We start from the raw sequence: 16,488 nt of genomic DNA, 5'->3' as shown, positions 1-16,488 counted from the left end.
CTAGTAAACTTATGAGAACCTATTGTTATGGCTTTCTTCTCCGTAATCATGCCGGTCTATAACAAGGTGAATACTTTAAATGATTCACTTGAGTGTATATATAGGCAGAATTTTAAAGATTTTGAGGTGATTGCCGTAGACGATGGCTCTACAGACGGCTCTTTAGAAATTTTGCAACAGCATGAGAAGGCCGGTCTGTTAAGACTTTTTCAGCGCGACTCTCCAGGGGCAGGGGGATATGCTGCTCGTAACTTAGGGGCAGATAAATCAACTAGTGACTGGTTGGTCTTTTTTGATGCTGACGACATTATGTTATCAGACCACTTGTCATGTTTTGCTAATGCAATTATTCAGTACTCTGATATTGAATTATACGTCAATGCTTACCAAAAGATGGAAGGCTGGAGGCGGTTGCCGAGAATAAAAGGGAAGCCTAGTGGCCGCCTGAGCCGCTTGGAAGCCTTGGAGTTCTTTGCGCTGTTCGACTTTATTCATATGAATGGGGCGTGTATTAGGCGTGAGCGGTTTTTATCTATGGGAGGGTTTCCTGCTGGGCTTTATCGCCGCGGTGGCGATGTATATTTTTGGTTGAAAGTGCTGTGTGAATTAAAAGAGATTCACTATAACGCCAATGTAACTACTTTATGGCTTCTGGAAAACAGCGATATTACTCGAGATAAACGCAACCTTGTCGGTTTACATCCTGGTGTTGATCTTTTTAAACAGTATGAGTCTACATTAAAGCGTGGTGAGCGGCGGCAATTGCGTTTGGCAATAAATCGCAAAGTTATTTCTTGGGCTGTTGAGAAGAAGCTGCTTGGCCAATCAGTACGCTTGGATTTAGAAGCATTAAGATGGGGAGGGATGAACATGCGTTTATGGCTGCATGCTATCTCATTACTAGTGCCCCAACCTTACTACGTTCAGTTACGTCGCTGTATTAAATAACCTGAGCAAGCAAAGGGGCAACACTCATGACCAAGACAGTAATTACTTATGGCACCTTTGACATGTTTCATATTGGCCATCTGAATTTGCTAAGACGATTGGCTGAGATGGGAGACCGTTTGGTAGTGGGAATCTCAACGGATGAGTTTAATACACTCAAAGGCAAGCGCACGTTGATTCCATTTGAGCACCGCGCTGAGATTGTACGCTCCTTGCGCTATGTCGATCAGGTGATTCCCGAGACCGATTGGGAGCAAAAGCTTCAGGATATCCAGCGCTATTCAGTCGACACCTTTGCTATTGGTGATGATTGGAAGGGCCACTTTGACTTTCTTTCACCCCACTGTGAAGTGATATACCTGCCACGTACCGATGGTGTCTCTACGACTCAATTGAAACGTTCACTTAATCCTTTTTATAGCGTTTCACGGGAAGAGTTAATGAACGCCTTTGACGTGCTCGATACGTTAAGAAAAGACTTCGGCTAATATTTCTTTGATTGTTGGCGGCAGTGCCAAGGAAATCACAATGTCCTCTTACACACTTCGTTTAGCAAAACAGCTAGCATGGTTGCCGCTATGCCTGATCGGCGGATGCTTCCCGCGCAATGATCGTTTATGGATATTTGGTGCTTGGCATGGTCGCCAGTTCGCTGACAATACAAGCTATTTGTATCGCCATGTGCGGGATCATGAGCCTAGCTTGAGAGCAGTTTGGCTTGCGCATGATCAAGAAGTTGTTCAGCGAGTCCGTGAAGAGGGCGGCGAAGCCTATCTTGCTTATTCAGTCAAAGGAATACTGCTGTCGCTGCGTGCACGGCTTTTTCTTGTCACTCATTCGGCTGAAGATATTAATGCGCATGCGTCATTTGGGGGGCAGCTGATCAACCTAACGCATGGCACCCCTCTTAAGCGCCTAGTTCAGGATGCGCGCTCTTCCCGGCTTGGCGCTTTTACCAGCGTGTTTGATCGTTATCTACGCCGGGCCCTACCTGGGCAGCGTAGACCGCAGCAAGTACTAGTGGCTTCCGACGTCGGCCGAGAGCGAATGATTTCTGCTTTCGGTTTACCGAGCGACCGTGTCACTGCGCTTGGCTATCCCCGCTGGAATGCTTTCCAAGAAAATGCGTCAACACTATTGGAGCAGGCTGGCATCGACATCCTAGCGTACGACAAGGTCGTGCTATATGCACCGACCCTTAGAATGCAGGGCAAGGGTGGGCTTGATGTGTCCCAAGGCAAACGCCTAAAGGCCTTACTACCATGGCTTGAAAAGCATCGAGTGTTATTACTCATCCGCGGGCACACCTCGTTAAAAATGAGCGGTGTGCAAGCGCTGATAGAGGAGAATGCTAGTATTTGTGAAGCGCCTGTCAGTTTATTTCCCGATGTAAATGCTTTATTTCCGGCAGTCGATGTACTTATCACTGACTATTCGAGTTTGATGTTTGACTATGCTTGTTTGAATCGCCCCATCATTCTAATGGCACCTGACCTGGATGATTATCTCAACCTTGATGTGGGGGTTTATGGCGATTATCTTGCTGATGCGCCAGGTCCGGTAATCGAATCTTGGGAGCAATTACCCGAAGCCTGGGAATCCTTGGCTAACAAAGTTCATCACCAGCGCTTAGCAACTTTTGTAGCTCGCCATGCCGCTATGAACGATGGCCGAGAGTGTGAACGCGTCACCTCTCATCTGCGTAACAGCTGCCGCCTTGAAGTAGCCAACCATGCCTGAACGAATGTCCATACAAGATGAGTACGTAGTTTGAAGAGAGAGTAAAGCTAGCTTCTCAATAATTTTGTGAGGGCGTGACATGTCATTTTATGAAAAAGGAATAAAAAACAGGCAGGTAGGAGACGTCGCCAGTGTCGGTATTCGAGTTGATTTTCCAAGAGTTTCTGTGATTGTACCGACCTATTATGACTGGTCACGGCTTAAAAAGTGTGTTGCTGCATTAGACAATCAGTCGCTTGCTCGAGACAATTTTGAAGTCATTATTGTCAATAATGCTCCTGATGATTCTCCTCCAGCGGACTTTTACTTACCCAAAAACTTCACCATGATCCAAGAAGCGAAACCGGGCTCATATGCAGCGAGAAATGCTGCATTAAAGATTTCGCGAGGTGAAATAGTAGCGTTTACGGATTCTGATTGTATCCCTGATCCCTATTGGCTAGAGACCGCTATTAATCGACTCGATAAAGGTGCAGAGCGAGTTGCTGGCAAAGTAGAGCTGTTCTTTAAATCTGAAAAGCTGACGCTTGTTGAAATTTATGAAAAGGCCTTTGGGTTTGATCAAGAACGCTATGCGCAATGGGGCGGGGCAGTGACTGCTAATATGGTAACTTGGTCAAAAAATTTTGAAGTAGTTGGGCATTTTAACGATAGCCTCATGTCTGGCGGTGACAATGAGTGGGGAGTGCGCGCGAACGAAAAAGGAATTCCTGTTGAATACGCCCAGGAGGTTATTGTTAAACATCCTGCACGCTCAAATGTAAAGGATATTCTTAAAAAAAGAAGACGAGTGATGGGAGGGCAGTTGAATAAATTGAAGATAAATTCGAAGAGAAGTTTTTTTATGATTTTAGTTAAAGGCTATCTTCCTCCCATAAAAGCGCTGAAACTGTTTTTAGAGAAAGAGCTGACTTTTTCAGAGAGGTTTTTAGCTTATCTGTTGTGTTATTACTTTAAGTCTTACTCCGCAACGTACAGATTGGCGCTACTTCTCGGCTTGGCTAAGCCAGAAAGATCTTAAGTGATTGGTGAGTGGTGGGTATGTGGTATGCCCCCATTTTTATAAACGCCTCGCTGGATATTAAAAATATTCGGTGAGGCTTTTTTTTTGCTTAATGTTTTTTAGGGGGGAGCTGGCAGACCATCGTCTTCATCAGTAGGTACCTGATAAGTCTAAGGTTACGAATTGAGGTGAATAGTCTTTTGAATTAAGTTGTATTTGTAGATATTGTGCTGGCAGATGCTGTCTTTGCAGACACAAATTTTTTGATTTAGTATCTATGAATAGGTGAATGCAGACAGGGAGCGAGGTGCTTATGCAAACAGCCAGCAATGTTATTCAGGATAAGGCCGCCGCGGCAGCTGGTTTGAAAGCCGCTGTGCGCATTTTGGACAAATGGCGGGCGACAGGTGAGCAGGGCGAATCGATTCTACGTGTCTCTCACAGTAGCTATGCCCGAGCGCGGCGGGGAGATTTGGCTGAGATCAAGTTAGACAGCGATCAATTGGCGAGAATCAGTTATTTACTCAATATTCATGCGGCACTGCGAATGCTGTTTGAAAACCCTGATAATGTTTACGGGTTCGTCTCCATGGCAAATCACAACCCTTACTTTAATGGGCGCACGCCGCTTGAGGTGATTGGTACCGGAGATTTCGCTGCACTTTATGAAACCTTCAAGCGTATTGATAGCCTGCGAGGTGCTCAGTGGTAGATCCGGTGGAAATAAGCGAAGGTTCGCTGCCCCTGTGTAAATCGCAAGAGGTAGTAGGGTATCGCTTAGTCAACAGTAAATTTCCTCCTATTGGGCTGTTTGACGATGTTGCGAGCCTTGATGAGTTTGAAGCGCTATATGCACTACAAGCGCTAACGAACCCAAGGCTGCGTAACGAGGCTGGCGACTTAGGGCTCATTCCTCACAACCAGATTCCCTTTGGTATCCGAGGATGCTCTTATGCGACTGCGCCTTTTACCCACGTTAATCCGGACGGTTCTCGCTTTAGCGACGGCAGCTTTGGCGTGCTTTACATTACGGATGCACTGCCAACGGCAATCAGTGAAGTGAGGCACCACCAGGAAATCTATTGGAAAAACGTACCGTCGTTACATTTTGAACGGTTTATCTTCCGTGGGCTTAAGTGCCTATTTAATGAACAAGCTTGTCGCGATGGCTTGGCACTTCAACCATCCCATGCCATTTATGATGCCAATGATTATCGAGCAGCGCGCACATTAGGCAGAGAGCTGCGTAAACAGCAACGTGTTGGTCTGCGCTACCATTCTGTTCGGCAAACAGGTGCCACTTGCTGGGCATTAATGACGCCGCAGTTCGTTCTGGATATTATCCAGACCACTCATATTGAGATGATCTGGAACGGGCGAATAGCCCAAGTGAACCGCCTCTCAGCGGTACCTATCAAGTGAATTCAGTAGCGTAATTATGTTCGCTGTTGCTCGGTGAAGCGCTGCATGATCGTGAGTGTTTTATCACTAACATGATGCTCCATGCCTTCTGCATCAATACGCGCAGTGCTGTCATCAACCCCAAGGGCACGCAAAAAATGCAGCACTACATCGTGACGCGTCCGGGACGTTTCGGCCATTTTTTGACCTTCTTCGGTCAAAAAGAGCGAGCGATAGGGCTTGCTTGTCACTAGGCCCAGCTCATTCAGGCGGCGAATCATTTTAGAGACGGTCGCTTGGCTAACGGCCATTCGAGTAGCAATGTCCGCTGCGCGCGCTTCTCCGCGGTGGCGTAATAAGTCGCCGATTAACTCGACATAATCTTCGATCAGTTCCGTTTCGTGGGCATTACGCACCGTCTCATACTGCTGTGCATGCTGTTCCACGGGTGGTAGCGCATCTCCATCTTGGCCGTATGCGGTGGTAGGAGAGTGTTGCTGTTGGTATTCACTCATTGGCAAAATTTATCAAGGTTAGTGGAAACGTTAATGGGTGATGGTAGCGCATTTTTTTAGATAATTGTTAGCCATGGCTAAACTGTTTGCATAAAGCTTTTTTGCTGAGCTGCAGCTGTACTTAGTGGGATCCTAGCACAGGAGAAAGAAATAATGATCAAGCAGTGTGGCTGGTTAATCATTGTGCTAGTAGCGCCTTGCTGCTTTTTCCTGGCCCTGTTGTTTTCACTTAGGGACGGCACGTTAAGGCGCTGATGTATCGTAAGATCGCTACTGCCGATAACGCTCAAGAAGGAGATTGGAGGTTTTCCCATGCCTTTTCTGCGATGCCAATACCCGCCCCGGTCATTAATAAGTAGGTTTGGTCGACACCTGCCTCATGCAATGGGGCTGCTTCATCCTGAAAGTGTATGCCCGCAAACAGCTGTCCAGTGAAGCCTGCTTTACGTAGCTCGCGAGTGGCAATTAATTTACTTTCAAGCTCTGGGGTAGCCAACGTGACTGCTACCAGCTTTGAAATATCTAATTGATGCCAAAATCCTACGTCTTCTATATCGCCATAGTAGACGTGGCGTTTGTGCTGCGATTTATTAGGATCAGAATCAATACCCGCAACTGACACCCCTTTATCGTTAAAAAAGTCGTAGGCAGCACTACCTGTGCGCCCCATACCAAGTATTAACACGGTAGCATTACCGATGTTAACGGGTTGTTCATCTGGGTGGCGCGTATCACGTTCAAAGCGTGTTAACGACTTCTCCCAGCGGTCAAAAAGCCCATGTGCCAAGCGGTTCAGGGGGGCCGAAATGACAAAAGATAATGCGACAGCGATGGCGAGCGGTACCAACCACTCCTCTAAAATACTAGAGGCAACGATTAGGCCAAATTCACTGTAGGCAGTTAGGCTTAAACCTCCTAGAAAGGCGTTACGCGCCCGGATACGGAATGCGATCAGCAGCGCAAAAAATAGTAGTCCTTTTAAGGGGAGCGCTAAGGCAAGCACTCCGGCAAAAATTAAGGCATTGGTGTCGGGTAGTCCAGCCATTCCTATTTGTAAGAAAAAGCTGATTAGGAGCATTTCCTTTATTCCCCATAGCGCCTTTGAAAGCTCCTGAGCGCGCGGGTGTTTGGCTAGCAGTAGACCCATGACTAAGGCACCTACCTCTGAGCTTAACCCGACGGCTTCAAATCCCATTCCGCCGATAGCAATTGCTAGCACAGCGCCGAGCAGTACCAGCAGTTCATCGTGTTGGGCAATACTCATTAGCCAATAAAGAAGCGGTCTTAGTAGTGGTAGTAAAAATACCAGTAGTGCCCACGGACTGGGGGTCTGGCCACTATAAAAGCTGAGTACTGCAATGGCGACCAAGTCCTGAATAATTAAAATGCCGATGGCAATTCGGCCATGGAGGGCGCGCAGTTCTCGCTTGGCCTCGAGTACCTTGGCGGCAAGAACGGTGCTTGAAAAGGAAAGAGCAATGGCAAGCAAGAGTGCTTTATCCATAGATAGCGATAAAAATACGACGAAGCCAGTCGTAAATAGTAAGCAGGTAATGGCTAGATGTATAAATGCGCTTCCTAGCACGACAGGCTCAGCAAGGCTCTTCACGTTAAGTTTTAGGCCAATGGTAAAGAGCAGCAGTAGAACACCTAAGTGGGCGAGATGCTCTAGTAAGGGGCCTGCTTCGCTGGACAGGCCAACGCTAGGGCCGAAGGCGTTGAGTGCAAATCCAGCGGCCAAAAAGCCCACCAAGGGCGGTAAGCTGAGCTGGCGGGCAATAATCCCAAAGACAAGAGCAAACGATAAAATAAGCACTTCAAACATGCTGAGTCCTTAACATAAAGGCGACTTGGCTATCTCCCCACCCGCCAATGTTTTTGCATTTCAATAAAGGTGAACGATGCCGACCAAGTGATCAGGACAAAGCCTGTTAATGCCAGTGTTCCGTATAGGAATCGAACGGGTCCCGTTGCATAAATATCCCCATAACCGACAGTGGTGTAGGTGACGGCAGAAAAAAATATATAGTCTAATAGATTAAAGCTGTCATAACCTCGCAGGGCGCCAATATCGTTGAGCTCCGTTAGCCACCATCCGGTCATGCCAAACAGCCAAATTTCGGCCACGTGCGTCAATAAAACACCGAATGCCATACCAAGGATACGCTGGCGATGAGGTTTATGTGATCGTTCAATTTGTCGTGAGATAAGCCATAGCGATTCGTAGTGAAGCAGCACCGCTATGACGACAGCGATGAACGTAGTTATTACGACGACCAAATGTTCGGGGTATGGAATGGTCAAGTAGTAAGAATCCCAACGTTGCTATGAGAGAATGTTCAGCATAAACGGCTGCCAAAGACTAGCAGTGAGCCATCTAAAGAGTGCCAGCCCCACCAGGCTAGCAACACTCCGCCTAGCAGTAGCGTTGCAAAGACGATCAACATTACCAACGCTGTTAGTTGCTTCATGAGACTACCTGTGGAGTGATGTTGCGTGCCAGCGGTTTTTCGCTAATGAACCAGTGCAGACCAGCGGCGACCAATGAAAGCACAATAGCAATCTTCCAAACAGTGTCATAATGGCCAGTGAGATCATAAAGATATCCGCCAAGCCAGACACCCATAAACGATCCTAACTGGTGGAATAAGAATACAATGCCGCCTAGCATGGATAAATGACGAACACCAAATACAGACGCCACAATACCGTTGGTCAATGGCACGGTTGAAAGCCATAGTAGGCCCATGGCGATACCAAATAAGTAAGCACTGGTAGAGGTCAGCGGTAGCATCACAAACGCGGTAATTATCGCGCCGCGAATTAAATATAACCAGCTAAGTATGCGTGGTTTTGACCAGATTCCTCCCATCCATCCGGCCGTGTAGGTACCCACAATGTTGAACAAACCAACCAGCGCTAACACCGTGGTGCCCACCTGAATAGCCAGCCCGTTATCGAATAAATACCCCGGTAGGTGAACAGCAATAAAGACAACTTGAAAACCACAGACGAAAAACCCCAGGCATAGTAGCCAAAAGCCTTTCTGGCCGACTGCCTCATTAAGCGCATCGCGTAAGCTTAAATCACCCTGCGCGCTGGGCTTTGGACGGTCTTTCAACATCGCCCCCAGTGGGATCATCAGCGCAGCAATGGCGCCCATCGCTAGCAGGGCTGCTGACCAGCCAAGCCACTCAATTAGTCCCAGTGTACCGGGTAACATCGCAAACTGCCCAAAAGAGCCAGCGGCACTGACAATGCCCATCGCCATACTGCGCTTTTCAGGGGCTACTGCGCGTCCCACTGCGCCCAAAATTACTGAAAATGTGGTGCCTGATAGACCTAAACCAATGAGCAAACCAGCGCTTAGTGTCATGCCTAATGCGCTGGTGGAAAGACTCATAAAGCACAGTCCAGCCACATACAAAATAGCCCCTATGGCAATGATTCTCGCCGCTCCGAAACGGTCAGCCAGCGCACCAGTGAAAGGCTGAGAGAGCCCCCAAATAAGGTTTTGGACCGCAAGGGCAAAGGCAAATACGCCGCGCCCCCAGCCGAAATCGCTGCTCATTGGCTCAAGGAAAAGCCCAAAACCATGTCGAAGTCCCATAGCAGTGGAGATAACCACGCTTGCTAGCACGATAAGGAGTAGTGTGCGATGTCGCGGCAAGACCATTTTAAGTCCTTTGTTATGTAGTTAGTTAACGCGTTAACTAACTATCTCACGGGTTAGCTATCTTTAGAAGCTTCCAAACAGCGTGCCAAGTGTGATCACACTGATCAGCGCTGCGATAGGCAGCACGATAGTAACCATTGCCACATTGGCGTATGACTGGCGGTGGTTTAGTCCGCAGATTGCCAGCAGCGTAATCACCGCGCCAGAGTGGGGTAACGTATCCATACCGCCGGCTGCAAGCGCCGCCACTCGGTGCATGAGTTCTGGGCTGATACCGGTTTGTTCAGCCATTGCGAGGTATTCGTTGCCAAGCGTTTGTAAAGCGATGGAAAGGCCGCCTGATGAAGACCCTGTAATGCCTGCGAGCACGCTCATGGCCATAGCTTCAGATATCAGCGGATTACCTGGAGATACATTGAGCACAGCGTCACGAATAATGGCGAACCCTGCTAGCGTTGCGATAACCGCTCCGTAGCCCACTTCAGAAGCCGTATTGAAGATGGGAAGAAGCGAGCCGAAACACCCTTGGTTTATCGTGCCCTTTAGATCTCGCCAGTGCCGCCAGCGAGTAATAATTAACCATGTGGAGGCACTGAGTAGTGCAATTAAAATGGCCCACAACCCTGCTTGTCGGCTAGGCGTTATGTTGTTGAAGGCATCGCTGATAAAGCTAAGATCCATTGCTGGGAAAATGCCGTAAGTAAAAAGCGCGTTAAGGCCGATCACCATTATTAGTGGAATCAACGCAATAGGCAGTGCCATGGTTGGCGAGGTGTCAGCGTTGTCAGTTGGTTCTGATTCTCGCTCTGTGTGCGTGCCATAACCTTCGCCACAGGCCGCTGCTTTGTTAACGCGTGACTGCAGGTAGCAAATGCCTAATCCCAGCATAATCAGTCCCGCAATAACCCCTAGCCCTGGTGCTGCGAAGCTGTTCGTACCAAAGTAAGGAATGGGAATGGCATTTTGAATAGAGGGGGTGCCAGGTAATGCTGTCATGGTAAACGTGAAGGATCCCAGCGCAATAGAGGCGGGTATTAAGCGCTTAGGCACATTCGCTTGGCGAAATAACTCACGGCTAATGGGATAAATAGCGAAGGCGACGACAAAGAGTGATACACCGCCATAGGTCAGCACAGCACAAGCAATAACGACGGTCAGTACTACGTGGTGGGTGCCGAGCCGATTAATGATGCCATTTGAGATTGACTGTGCTGCTCCCGAGTCAGCCATTAATTGGCCAAACAGTGCTCCGAGCAAAAATAACGGAAAGAACTGAATAACGTAGTTCCCCAGCGCTTTCATGAAAGTATCGGTGTAGATCGGCAGCAGAAAAGCCACATCGCCTGAGAGTAACACCGCTAGTGATGCCATAAGCGGGGCGAGTAGCAGCACAGAGATACCGCGGTAAGCAAAAAACATCAGCAGTATTAAGGAAATAATGATCGCTAGCATGCCCATACAGGCTCCCAAAATATAGTTAAAAAATGCGTTTTAAGACAGTGTTTTTAAAAGCGATGACTTGAAAAACAATGACTTTAAAAACAACCTGATTAGCAACATGGCTAACAAACAAGACACGCTATTAGAAACATTACTAAAACATGTATCCTTAAATTAGCAGTGTCCGTAAGTGGCTGAGGGCGGCATACTAGGTAGTATGTTGCAAAGCAACAAGTGTGCTTTGACTAAAGTCGTAAGCTTGTGTCACAAATGATTCGCATCTGTTAGTGACGCTTAAAAGACATAAAAAATGCTTAAGTTAAGACAGGGCAGTGTGGGTGACACCGACGCCCCCTTCATCGGTTGGTGTAGGACCACTTTTGATAATTGATTAGCAGGAGGCCAGTGGTGCTGAATCCTTTTTCCATGCGAGGCAAGGTCGGGATTGTTGCGGGACTTGCTAATCAAGACAGTATCGCTTTTGGCTGTGCCCAAGCGCTGCATCACGCTGGCGCTACGTGCTTAGTGAGCTACGCTTCGCCCAGTGCTGATGATGCGGGCGCATCGCTGACGGGGTTAACCCACTATGTAGATGCAGGCCATCACCTTCGTTTCTAAAGGAAGTGGTTTAAAGGAGTAAGTTGATGCCGGTTAATGATGCTAATGAGCTAATTGAAAATCGTACCTATGACGAAATTACGCTAGGTGATGAAGCCCACCTAGAAAAACGCCTGACCATGGAGGACATCAAACTGTTTGCAGTGATGTCAGGTGATATTAATCCGTCACATGTCGACAGCGATTTCGCCAAGAGTAGCCGTTTTCAGGAAGTGATTGCCCATGGCATGTGGGGAGGCGCACTGATATCCACTGTACTGGGAACACAGCTGCCCGGGCCGGGCACGGTCTATCTTACCCAGTCGTTACAGTTCAAAGCACCCGTAAGGCTGGGGGATGTGCTGCGGGTATCCGTTAGGGCTATCGAAAAAGACGATCAGCGTCATAGGATTACCTTTGCTTGCCGATGCGAAAATCAACGCGGTGATACGGTAATCGAAGGTGAAGCTAGCGTATTGGCACCGGTTAAAAAAATCCAACGGCCTCGCGCCTCGCTGCCCAAAGTGCGTTTAACCGAGCGTGGCAGGTTGCATGAGATTCTAACCGCTGCCGATCATCCCGCGCCCATGCCCACTGCGGTTGTACATCCGGTAGACCAAAGCGCCATTTGTGGAGCGGTTGAATCTGCGGCGCAAGGACTGATCATCCCCGTATTAGTGGGGCCTAAAAGGAAAATACAGCTCGCCGCTGAGAAGGCCGAGGTGGATATCAGTGCATTCGAGCTGGTGGATGTTGCCCACAGCCACGCGGCTGCAGAACAAGCGGTGGCACTCGCACGTCAGGGCCACGTAGGTGCGTTGATGAAAGGTGCGCTGCACACCGATGAGCTTTTACATGAAGTGCTCAAGCGCGACACAGGGTTGCGTACCGAGCGGTGCCTTAGTCATGTGATGGCCTTTGATGTGCCAACCTACCCGCGGCCATTGTTGATTACCGATGCAGCGATCAATATCTATCCTAAGCTAGCTGAAAAGCGCGATATTGTTCAAAACGCGATTGAGTTAGCTCACGCATTGGGTAACGACAATCCTCGTGTGGCGATTCTTTCCGCTGTTGAGACCGTCAACCCCAAAATCACTTCTACGATTGATGCGGCGGCCCTATGTAAGATGGCTGAGCGCGGCCAGATTAGCGGTGGCACCTTGGACGGTCCGCTGGCTTTCGATAATGCCGTCTCAGAAGCGGCGGCAAGAACCAAAGGTATTGTTTCGTCAGTGGCAGGGCGCGCCGACATCCTGCTCGCGCCAGATCTTGAAGCGGCCAATATGTTGATGAAGCAACTGACTCACCTGGCGGATGCGACGGGGGCAGGCGTTGTCATCGGCGCTAGAGTGCCGATCATGCTGACAAGTCGCGCGGATGATGCGTTGACGCGTATGGCATCCAGTGCATTAGCGTTACTCTTTGCTGACTATCAGCGCCGGAGTAGCCTGCTTAGTAGCCCTTCAGGAGCATAATCATGCAGGAAATACTGGTGCTGAACAGCGGTTCCTCCAGCGTCAAGTTTGCGCTTTATCACATCAATCTTGAAGGCGCTGCCGGTGGTGCTCAAGAGGCGTTAACGCTCGCCTACAGCGGTCATTTTTCGGGCCTGGCAACGTCGCAATGTCGCGTGTCATTAGCCCATCGCGAACCTGGGCAGTCTCCGCATTACTATGATGTGCAAACACTTAAGGCGCTAGGGCTAACGCCAGCAGTAAATCATGAAGAGGCCATCACAAAACTAATAGCATGGATTGAGCAGCGTGAGGATAAAGGTGCCCTGATTGCCATTGGCCACCGCGTTGTTCATGGTGGCCAAACTTACTTTGAAGCGACTAAGTTAAGCGCTAACGACGTGATCGAGTTGGAAAAGTTTTCAAGCTTAGCGCCGCTGCATCAGCCCCATGGACTTGCACCTATCAAGCTACTGATGGCGCAGTTGCCAGACGTGCCACAGATCGCATGTTTTGATACCGCGTTTCATACTCGTCAGCCCTGGGTGGCTCGGCAGTTTGCTTTGCCGCGGGAATTGACGGCCAAGGGGGTGATACGCTACGGCTTCCACGGTCTTTCCTACGATTATATTCAGCGTACTCTAGCCCATGTGTTACCTGACGATGCACGCCGTTCACGGGTGGTGGTGGCGCATTTGGGTAACGGTGCCAGCATGTGTGCTATTCGTGATGGGGTTAGTGTGGCTTCCAGCATGGGGTTTACTGCGCTTGATGGATTGCCGATGGGGACACGTTCCGGTGCCTTGGACCCAGGAGTAGTGCTTTACCTAATTGGTAATGAAAAAATGAGTATTGAGGACGTGTCAGCGCTTTTATATAAGCGTTCAGGGTTGCTCGGTGTCTCCGGAATAAGTAGCGATATGCGCGAGTTGCTTGCAAGCGATGCCCCTGAAGCCGAAGAGGCTGTTGAGCTTTACTGCTATCGCGCCGCGCGGGAAATCGCCAGCTTAGCTGGTGCGTTAGGCGGGCTTGATCAATTGATATTCACTGCGGGCATTGGTCAGCATGCCGCACCGGTACGTGCTCGCATTGTGGCGCAGTGTGAGTGGATGGGCATGCAACTTGATGAAAAATCTAATGCGCGTGATGCCACTTGCATCTCCTCAACGAGTAGCCGTGTCGGCGTTTGGGTCATTCCCACTGATGAAGAGCGAGTAATCGCCAGTGACTGTCTAGCGCTGCTCAATAGGATGGATTAAGCAACGTTTTAATATTGCCACCTGATGCTGCTCAGGGGATTACTTGAACCACTGTTCGTAGAGGTGGTTGAGTACAGCCTCTGTTGTGGTGGTTACTACAGTCATTACCGCTACCGAGAAACCCTTGATCTGATAGAATCTTCAGTTTTTGTAAGCTCACTCACTTATCTAACTGGGAATCTTAATGAACGCGGTAATTCTTGCTGTGCTAGTCATGGTGGCGCTTTCGCTTGCTCGGGTATCCGTGGTGTTTGCACTGGTTGTAGGCGCGCTGGTAGGGGGCTTGGTTGGCGGTCTTTCGCTGGATGAAACGCTCAGTGCATTCAATGATGGCGTTGGTGGGGGCGCGCAAGTTGCCCTTGCTTATGCCACGCTTGGAGCCTTTGCGGTGGCTATTTCCCGCTCAGGGCTGCCAGATATGCTGGCCAATCGCTTGATTACAATGTTGGGAAAAGAAGCAACTGCGGCACATCAGGCGCGGGTTAAAGTGTTTTTGCTTGTTGCAGTGCTTTTAGTAGCTATCTCATCACAAAATGCCATTCCGGTGCATATAGCGTTTATCCCAGTGTTGATTCCGCCACTGTTAGTGGTAATGAATCGCCTCCAGCTTGACCGCCGCGCAGTGGCGTGTGCGCTTACCTTTGGCTTAACCGCTCCGTATATGCTGCTACCTGTAGGATTTGGCGCGATCTTTTTGAATGATATTCTGCTGGCAAATTTAAATAGCGCTGGCGAGTCATTGGGCTTGGAAATTACCCGGGGGATGGTACCCATGGCGATGGCTATTCCGGTAGGAGGAATGGCCATTGGCTTACTGGTAGCACTGTTCTTCAGCTACCGCGGGCAGCGCGAATATACTAATAAAGATCTAGTAGCAACTAACGCCCAGCAGGGCCACACGCCTGCCAAGCCTCATACGTTTGGACTTGTGATGTCGGGCGTAGCTATTGTGGCCGCGTTAGGATTACAGCTATATACCGGCTCTATGATAATTGGTGGGCTAGTGGGGATTGCTTTGCTTTCGCTGGGGGGCATTTTTAAGTGGCGTGAAGCAGACGATCTATTTACCAGTGGTATGCGCATGATGGCGTTAATCGGCTTCATCATGATTTCAGCGGCAGGCTTTGCAGAAGTGATGAAAGCCACAGGGGATATCGAATCGCTAGTGACAGGCGCGTTTGAACTGTTTGGTGATAACCGTGGTTTAGCGGCGTTCGTTATGCTACTGGTGGGTTTGTTTATTACCCTGGGGATTGGCTCTTCGTTTTCAACCATTCCCATTATCGCAGCGATTTTTGTACCGCTGGCGGTGCAGTTCGGTTTCTCGCCAATGGCGACGGTTGTACTGGTTGGTACGGCAGCGGCACTGGGCGATGCTGGCTCGCCAGCGTCCGATTCCACGCTGGGGCCAACCTCGGGTCTAAATGTTGATGGACAGCATGATCATATGTGGGACAGCGTGGTGCCTACCTTTCTGCACTACAATATACCGCTGATTGCTTTTGGGTGGTTGGCTGCGATGTCGCTTTAAGCTTTGTCACGCAAACCATCGCGCAGACCAAGAAGGGCAGCCATGAGCTGCCCTTTTTTATACTACAACCATGATTATTGCCTGGGGAGGTGCGTCTCGAAAGCGCTGAGCATGCCGCGCAGTAAGGAGAGCTCCTTGCGGCTGGGTTGAGCCCGGGAAAACAGCGCTTGAAGCTGTTCTTCTGTGCGGGCATGGGGCTGGGTAAGAAAGCCACTTTGCTGCATCAGACGCCCAAGATGCTCCTGGAAGTGCACAAACTGCTCGCGGCTGGGTGGGGTGGCTTCAAGTGGCCGTTGGTACATGAAGTGACTATCATCGCGCTTCCGCCAAGCACGGTGTACTTCATAGGCTAAAATCTGCACGGCCTGCGATAGATTTAAAATACCGTATTCAGGGTTGGCAGGAATGCTGACCTGGTGTGTGCAGCAGCGTATTTCGTCGTTGGTGAGACCTGAGCGTTCACGCCCGAATACCAGTGCAACCGGCGCTTGTGCGGCGTTCTCAATTACCTGCTGTGCCATGTTATCAGGTTCATCGAAGTGTGGCAGCGGCAGGCTACGGAGCCTTGCACTCGCACCGACCACTTGTACGCAATCACTAACCGCTTCTTCAAGGCTGCTTACAAGGCTGGCATTTTCAAGCACATCTGTTGCACCAGCTGCCATGCGAGTGGCTTCGTCATCTGGGAATGCGCGCGGATTAACCAATACGAGCTCGGATAAGCCCATGGTTTTCATCGCCCGAGCGGTAGCGCCAATGTTGCCTGGGTGGAAGGTTTGCACTAGTACAATGCGAATATTGGAGAGCACGGTAATGAAGACCTACAGCTGCCGGATAAAGGCGCTGATGGTAGCATGATTTTAACTACCGTTAGAGGTAGTGAGAGGCATTGCCAAATAAAAGAACCCCGCCGTGGCGGGG

The 16,488-nt window shown here is 49.4% G+C and carries 17 protein-coding genes; 10 read left to right on the top strand and 7 right to left on the bottom strand.

Features of this window, described 5'->3' with window-relative positions; translation table 11 throughout:
* The first annotated feature begins 27 nt into the window (after positions 1-27).
* From IR195_RS11250 to IR195_RS11225, 6 genes are all read left to right on the top strand, one after another.
* Positions 28-948: a glycosyltransferase family A protein gene (locus IR195_RS11250; protein WP_125748457.1), complete on the top strand. Its 921-nt coding sequence runs from the start codon at positions 28-30 to the stop codon at positions 946-948.
* Positions 949-974: 26 nt separating this feature from the next.
* The gene (gene tagD / locus IR195_RS11245) at positions 975-1,436 is read left to right on the top strand and encodes a glycerol-3-phosphate cytidylyltransferase (protein ID WP_125748454.1); all 462 of its coding nucleotides are present in this window, start codon (positions 975-977) and stop codon (positions 1,434-1,436) included.
* A 40-nt stretch (positions 1,437-1,476) separates the two neighbouring features.
* Entirely contained in the window at positions 1,477-2,688 is a 1,212-nt protein-coding gene (locus IR195_RS11240) for a CDP-glycerol glycerophosphotransferase family protein (RefSeq protein ID WP_125748451.1), read from the top strand.
* 79 nt (positions 2,689-2,767) lie between these two features.
* Positions 2,768-3,709, top strand: a complete 942-nt coding sequence (locus tag IR195_RS11235) for a glycosyltransferase family 2 protein (RefSeq protein WP_146943601.1) — start codon at positions 2,768-2,770, stop codon at positions 3,707-3,709.
* A gap of 295 nt (positions 3,710-4,004) precedes the next feature.
* The gene (locus IR195_RS11230; protein WP_095603026.1) at positions 4,005-4,403 is read left to right on the top strand and encodes an antitoxin Xre-like helix-turn-helix domain-containing protein; all 399 of its coding nucleotides are present in this window, start codon (positions 4,005-4,007) and stop codon (positions 4,401-4,403) included.
* Positions 4,397-5,113, top strand: a complete 717-nt coding sequence (locus tag IR195_RS11225) for an RES family NAD+ phosphorylase (protein WP_206047560.1) — start codon at positions 4,397-4,399, stop codon at positions 5,111-5,113. Before IR195_RS11230 ends, IR195_RS11225 begins: the two co-directional genes overlap by 7 nt.
* Positions 5,114-5,127: 14 nt before the next feature.
* Here IR195_RS11225 and mntR read toward each other — a convergent pair whose 3' ends face one another.
* From mntR to IR195_RS11200, 6 genes are all read right to left on the bottom strand, one after another.
* The gene (mntR, locus tag IR195_RS11220; RefSeq protein ID WP_206047559.1) at positions 5,128-5,607 is read right to left on the bottom strand and encodes a manganese-binding transcriptional regulator MntR; all 480 of its coding nucleotides are present in this window, start codon (positions 5,605-5,607) and stop codon (positions 5,128-5,130) included.
* Positions 5,608-5,893: 286 nt separating this feature from the next.
* On the bottom strand, positions 5,894-7,432 hold the full coding sequence (locus IR195_RS11215; protein ID WP_206047558.1) for a cation:proton antiporter domain-containing protein: 1,539 nt from the start codon (positions 7,430-7,432) through the stop codon (positions 5,894-5,896).
* A 29-nt stretch (positions 7,433-7,461) separates the two neighbouring features.
* On the bottom strand, positions 7,462-7,911 hold the full coding sequence (locus IR195_RS11210; protein ID WP_206047557.1) for a potassium channel family protein: 450 nt from the start codon (positions 7,909-7,911) through the stop codon (positions 7,462-7,464).
* 35 nt (positions 7,912-7,946) lie between these two features.
* Positions 7,947-8,078, bottom strand: coding sequence for a hypothetical protein (locus tag IR195_RS20545; protein ID WP_268765426.1), 132 nt, complete (start codon positions 8,076-8,078; stop codon positions 7,947-7,949).
* Complete coding sequence (locus IR195_RS11205; protein WP_125748434.1) at positions 8,075-9,283, bottom strand: MFS transporter; 1,209 nt, start codon at positions 9,281-9,283, stop codon at positions 8,075-8,077. Before IR195_RS11205 ends, IR195_RS20545 begins: the two co-directional genes overlap by 4 nt.
* Before the next feature lie 63 nt (positions 9,284-9,346).
* Positions 9,347-10,741, bottom strand: coding sequence for a GntP family permease (locus IR195_RS11200; protein WP_206047556.1), 1,395 nt, complete (start codon positions 10,739-10,741; stop codon positions 9,347-9,349).
* Positions 10,742-11,131: 390 nt separating this feature from the next.
* Between IR195_RS11200 and IR195_RS11195 the strand changes: the two genes are divergently transcribed.
* From IR195_RS11195 to IR195_RS11180, 4 genes are all read left to right on the top strand, one after another.
* The gene (locus IR195_RS11195) at positions 11,132-11,341 is read left to right on the top strand and encodes a hypothetical protein (protein ID WP_206047555.1); all 210 of its coding nucleotides are present in this window, start codon (positions 11,132-11,134) and stop codon (positions 11,339-11,341) included.
* A 26-nt stretch (positions 11,342-11,367) separates the two neighbouring features.
* A complete protein-coding gene (locus IR195_RS11190) occupies positions 11,368-12,798 on the top strand; it encodes a bifunctional enoyl-CoA hydratase/phosphate acetyltransferase (RefSeq protein ID WP_172420952.1) in 1,431 nt (476 codons plus the stop codon).
* Between the two features lie 2 nt (positions 12,799-12,800).
* Complete coding sequence (locus tag IR195_RS11185; RefSeq protein WP_206047554.1) at positions 12,801-14,036, top strand: acetate/propionate family kinase; 1,236 nt, start codon at positions 12,801-12,803, stop codon at positions 14,034-14,036.
* Positions 14,037-14,220: 184 nt separating this feature from the next.
* Entirely contained in the window at positions 14,221-15,567 is a 1,347-nt protein-coding gene (locus IR195_RS11180; protein WP_146943592.1) for a Na+/H+ antiporter family protein, read from the top strand.
* Between the two features lie 74 nt (positions 15,568-15,641).
* Here IR195_RS11180 and IR195_RS11175 read toward each other — a convergent pair whose 3' ends face one another.
* Positions 15,642-16,376 (bottom strand): RNA methyltransferase, encoded by a 735-nt coding sequence (locus tag IR195_RS11175; protein ID WP_206047553.1) that lies wholly within the window; start codon positions 16,374-16,376, stop codon positions 15,642-15,644.
* Between the last annotated feature and the right edge of the window lie 112 nt (positions 16,377-16,488).

This window comes from Vreelandella venusta, from assembly GCF_015689495.1.
Classification (GTDB): domain Bacteria; phylum Pseudomonadota; class Gammaproteobacteria; order Pseudomonadales; family Halomonadaceae; genus Vreelandella; species Vreelandella venusta.
The sequence above is the reverse complement of the archived record's forward strand: the minus strand, read 5'-3'. Positions and strand labels throughout refer to the sequence as shown.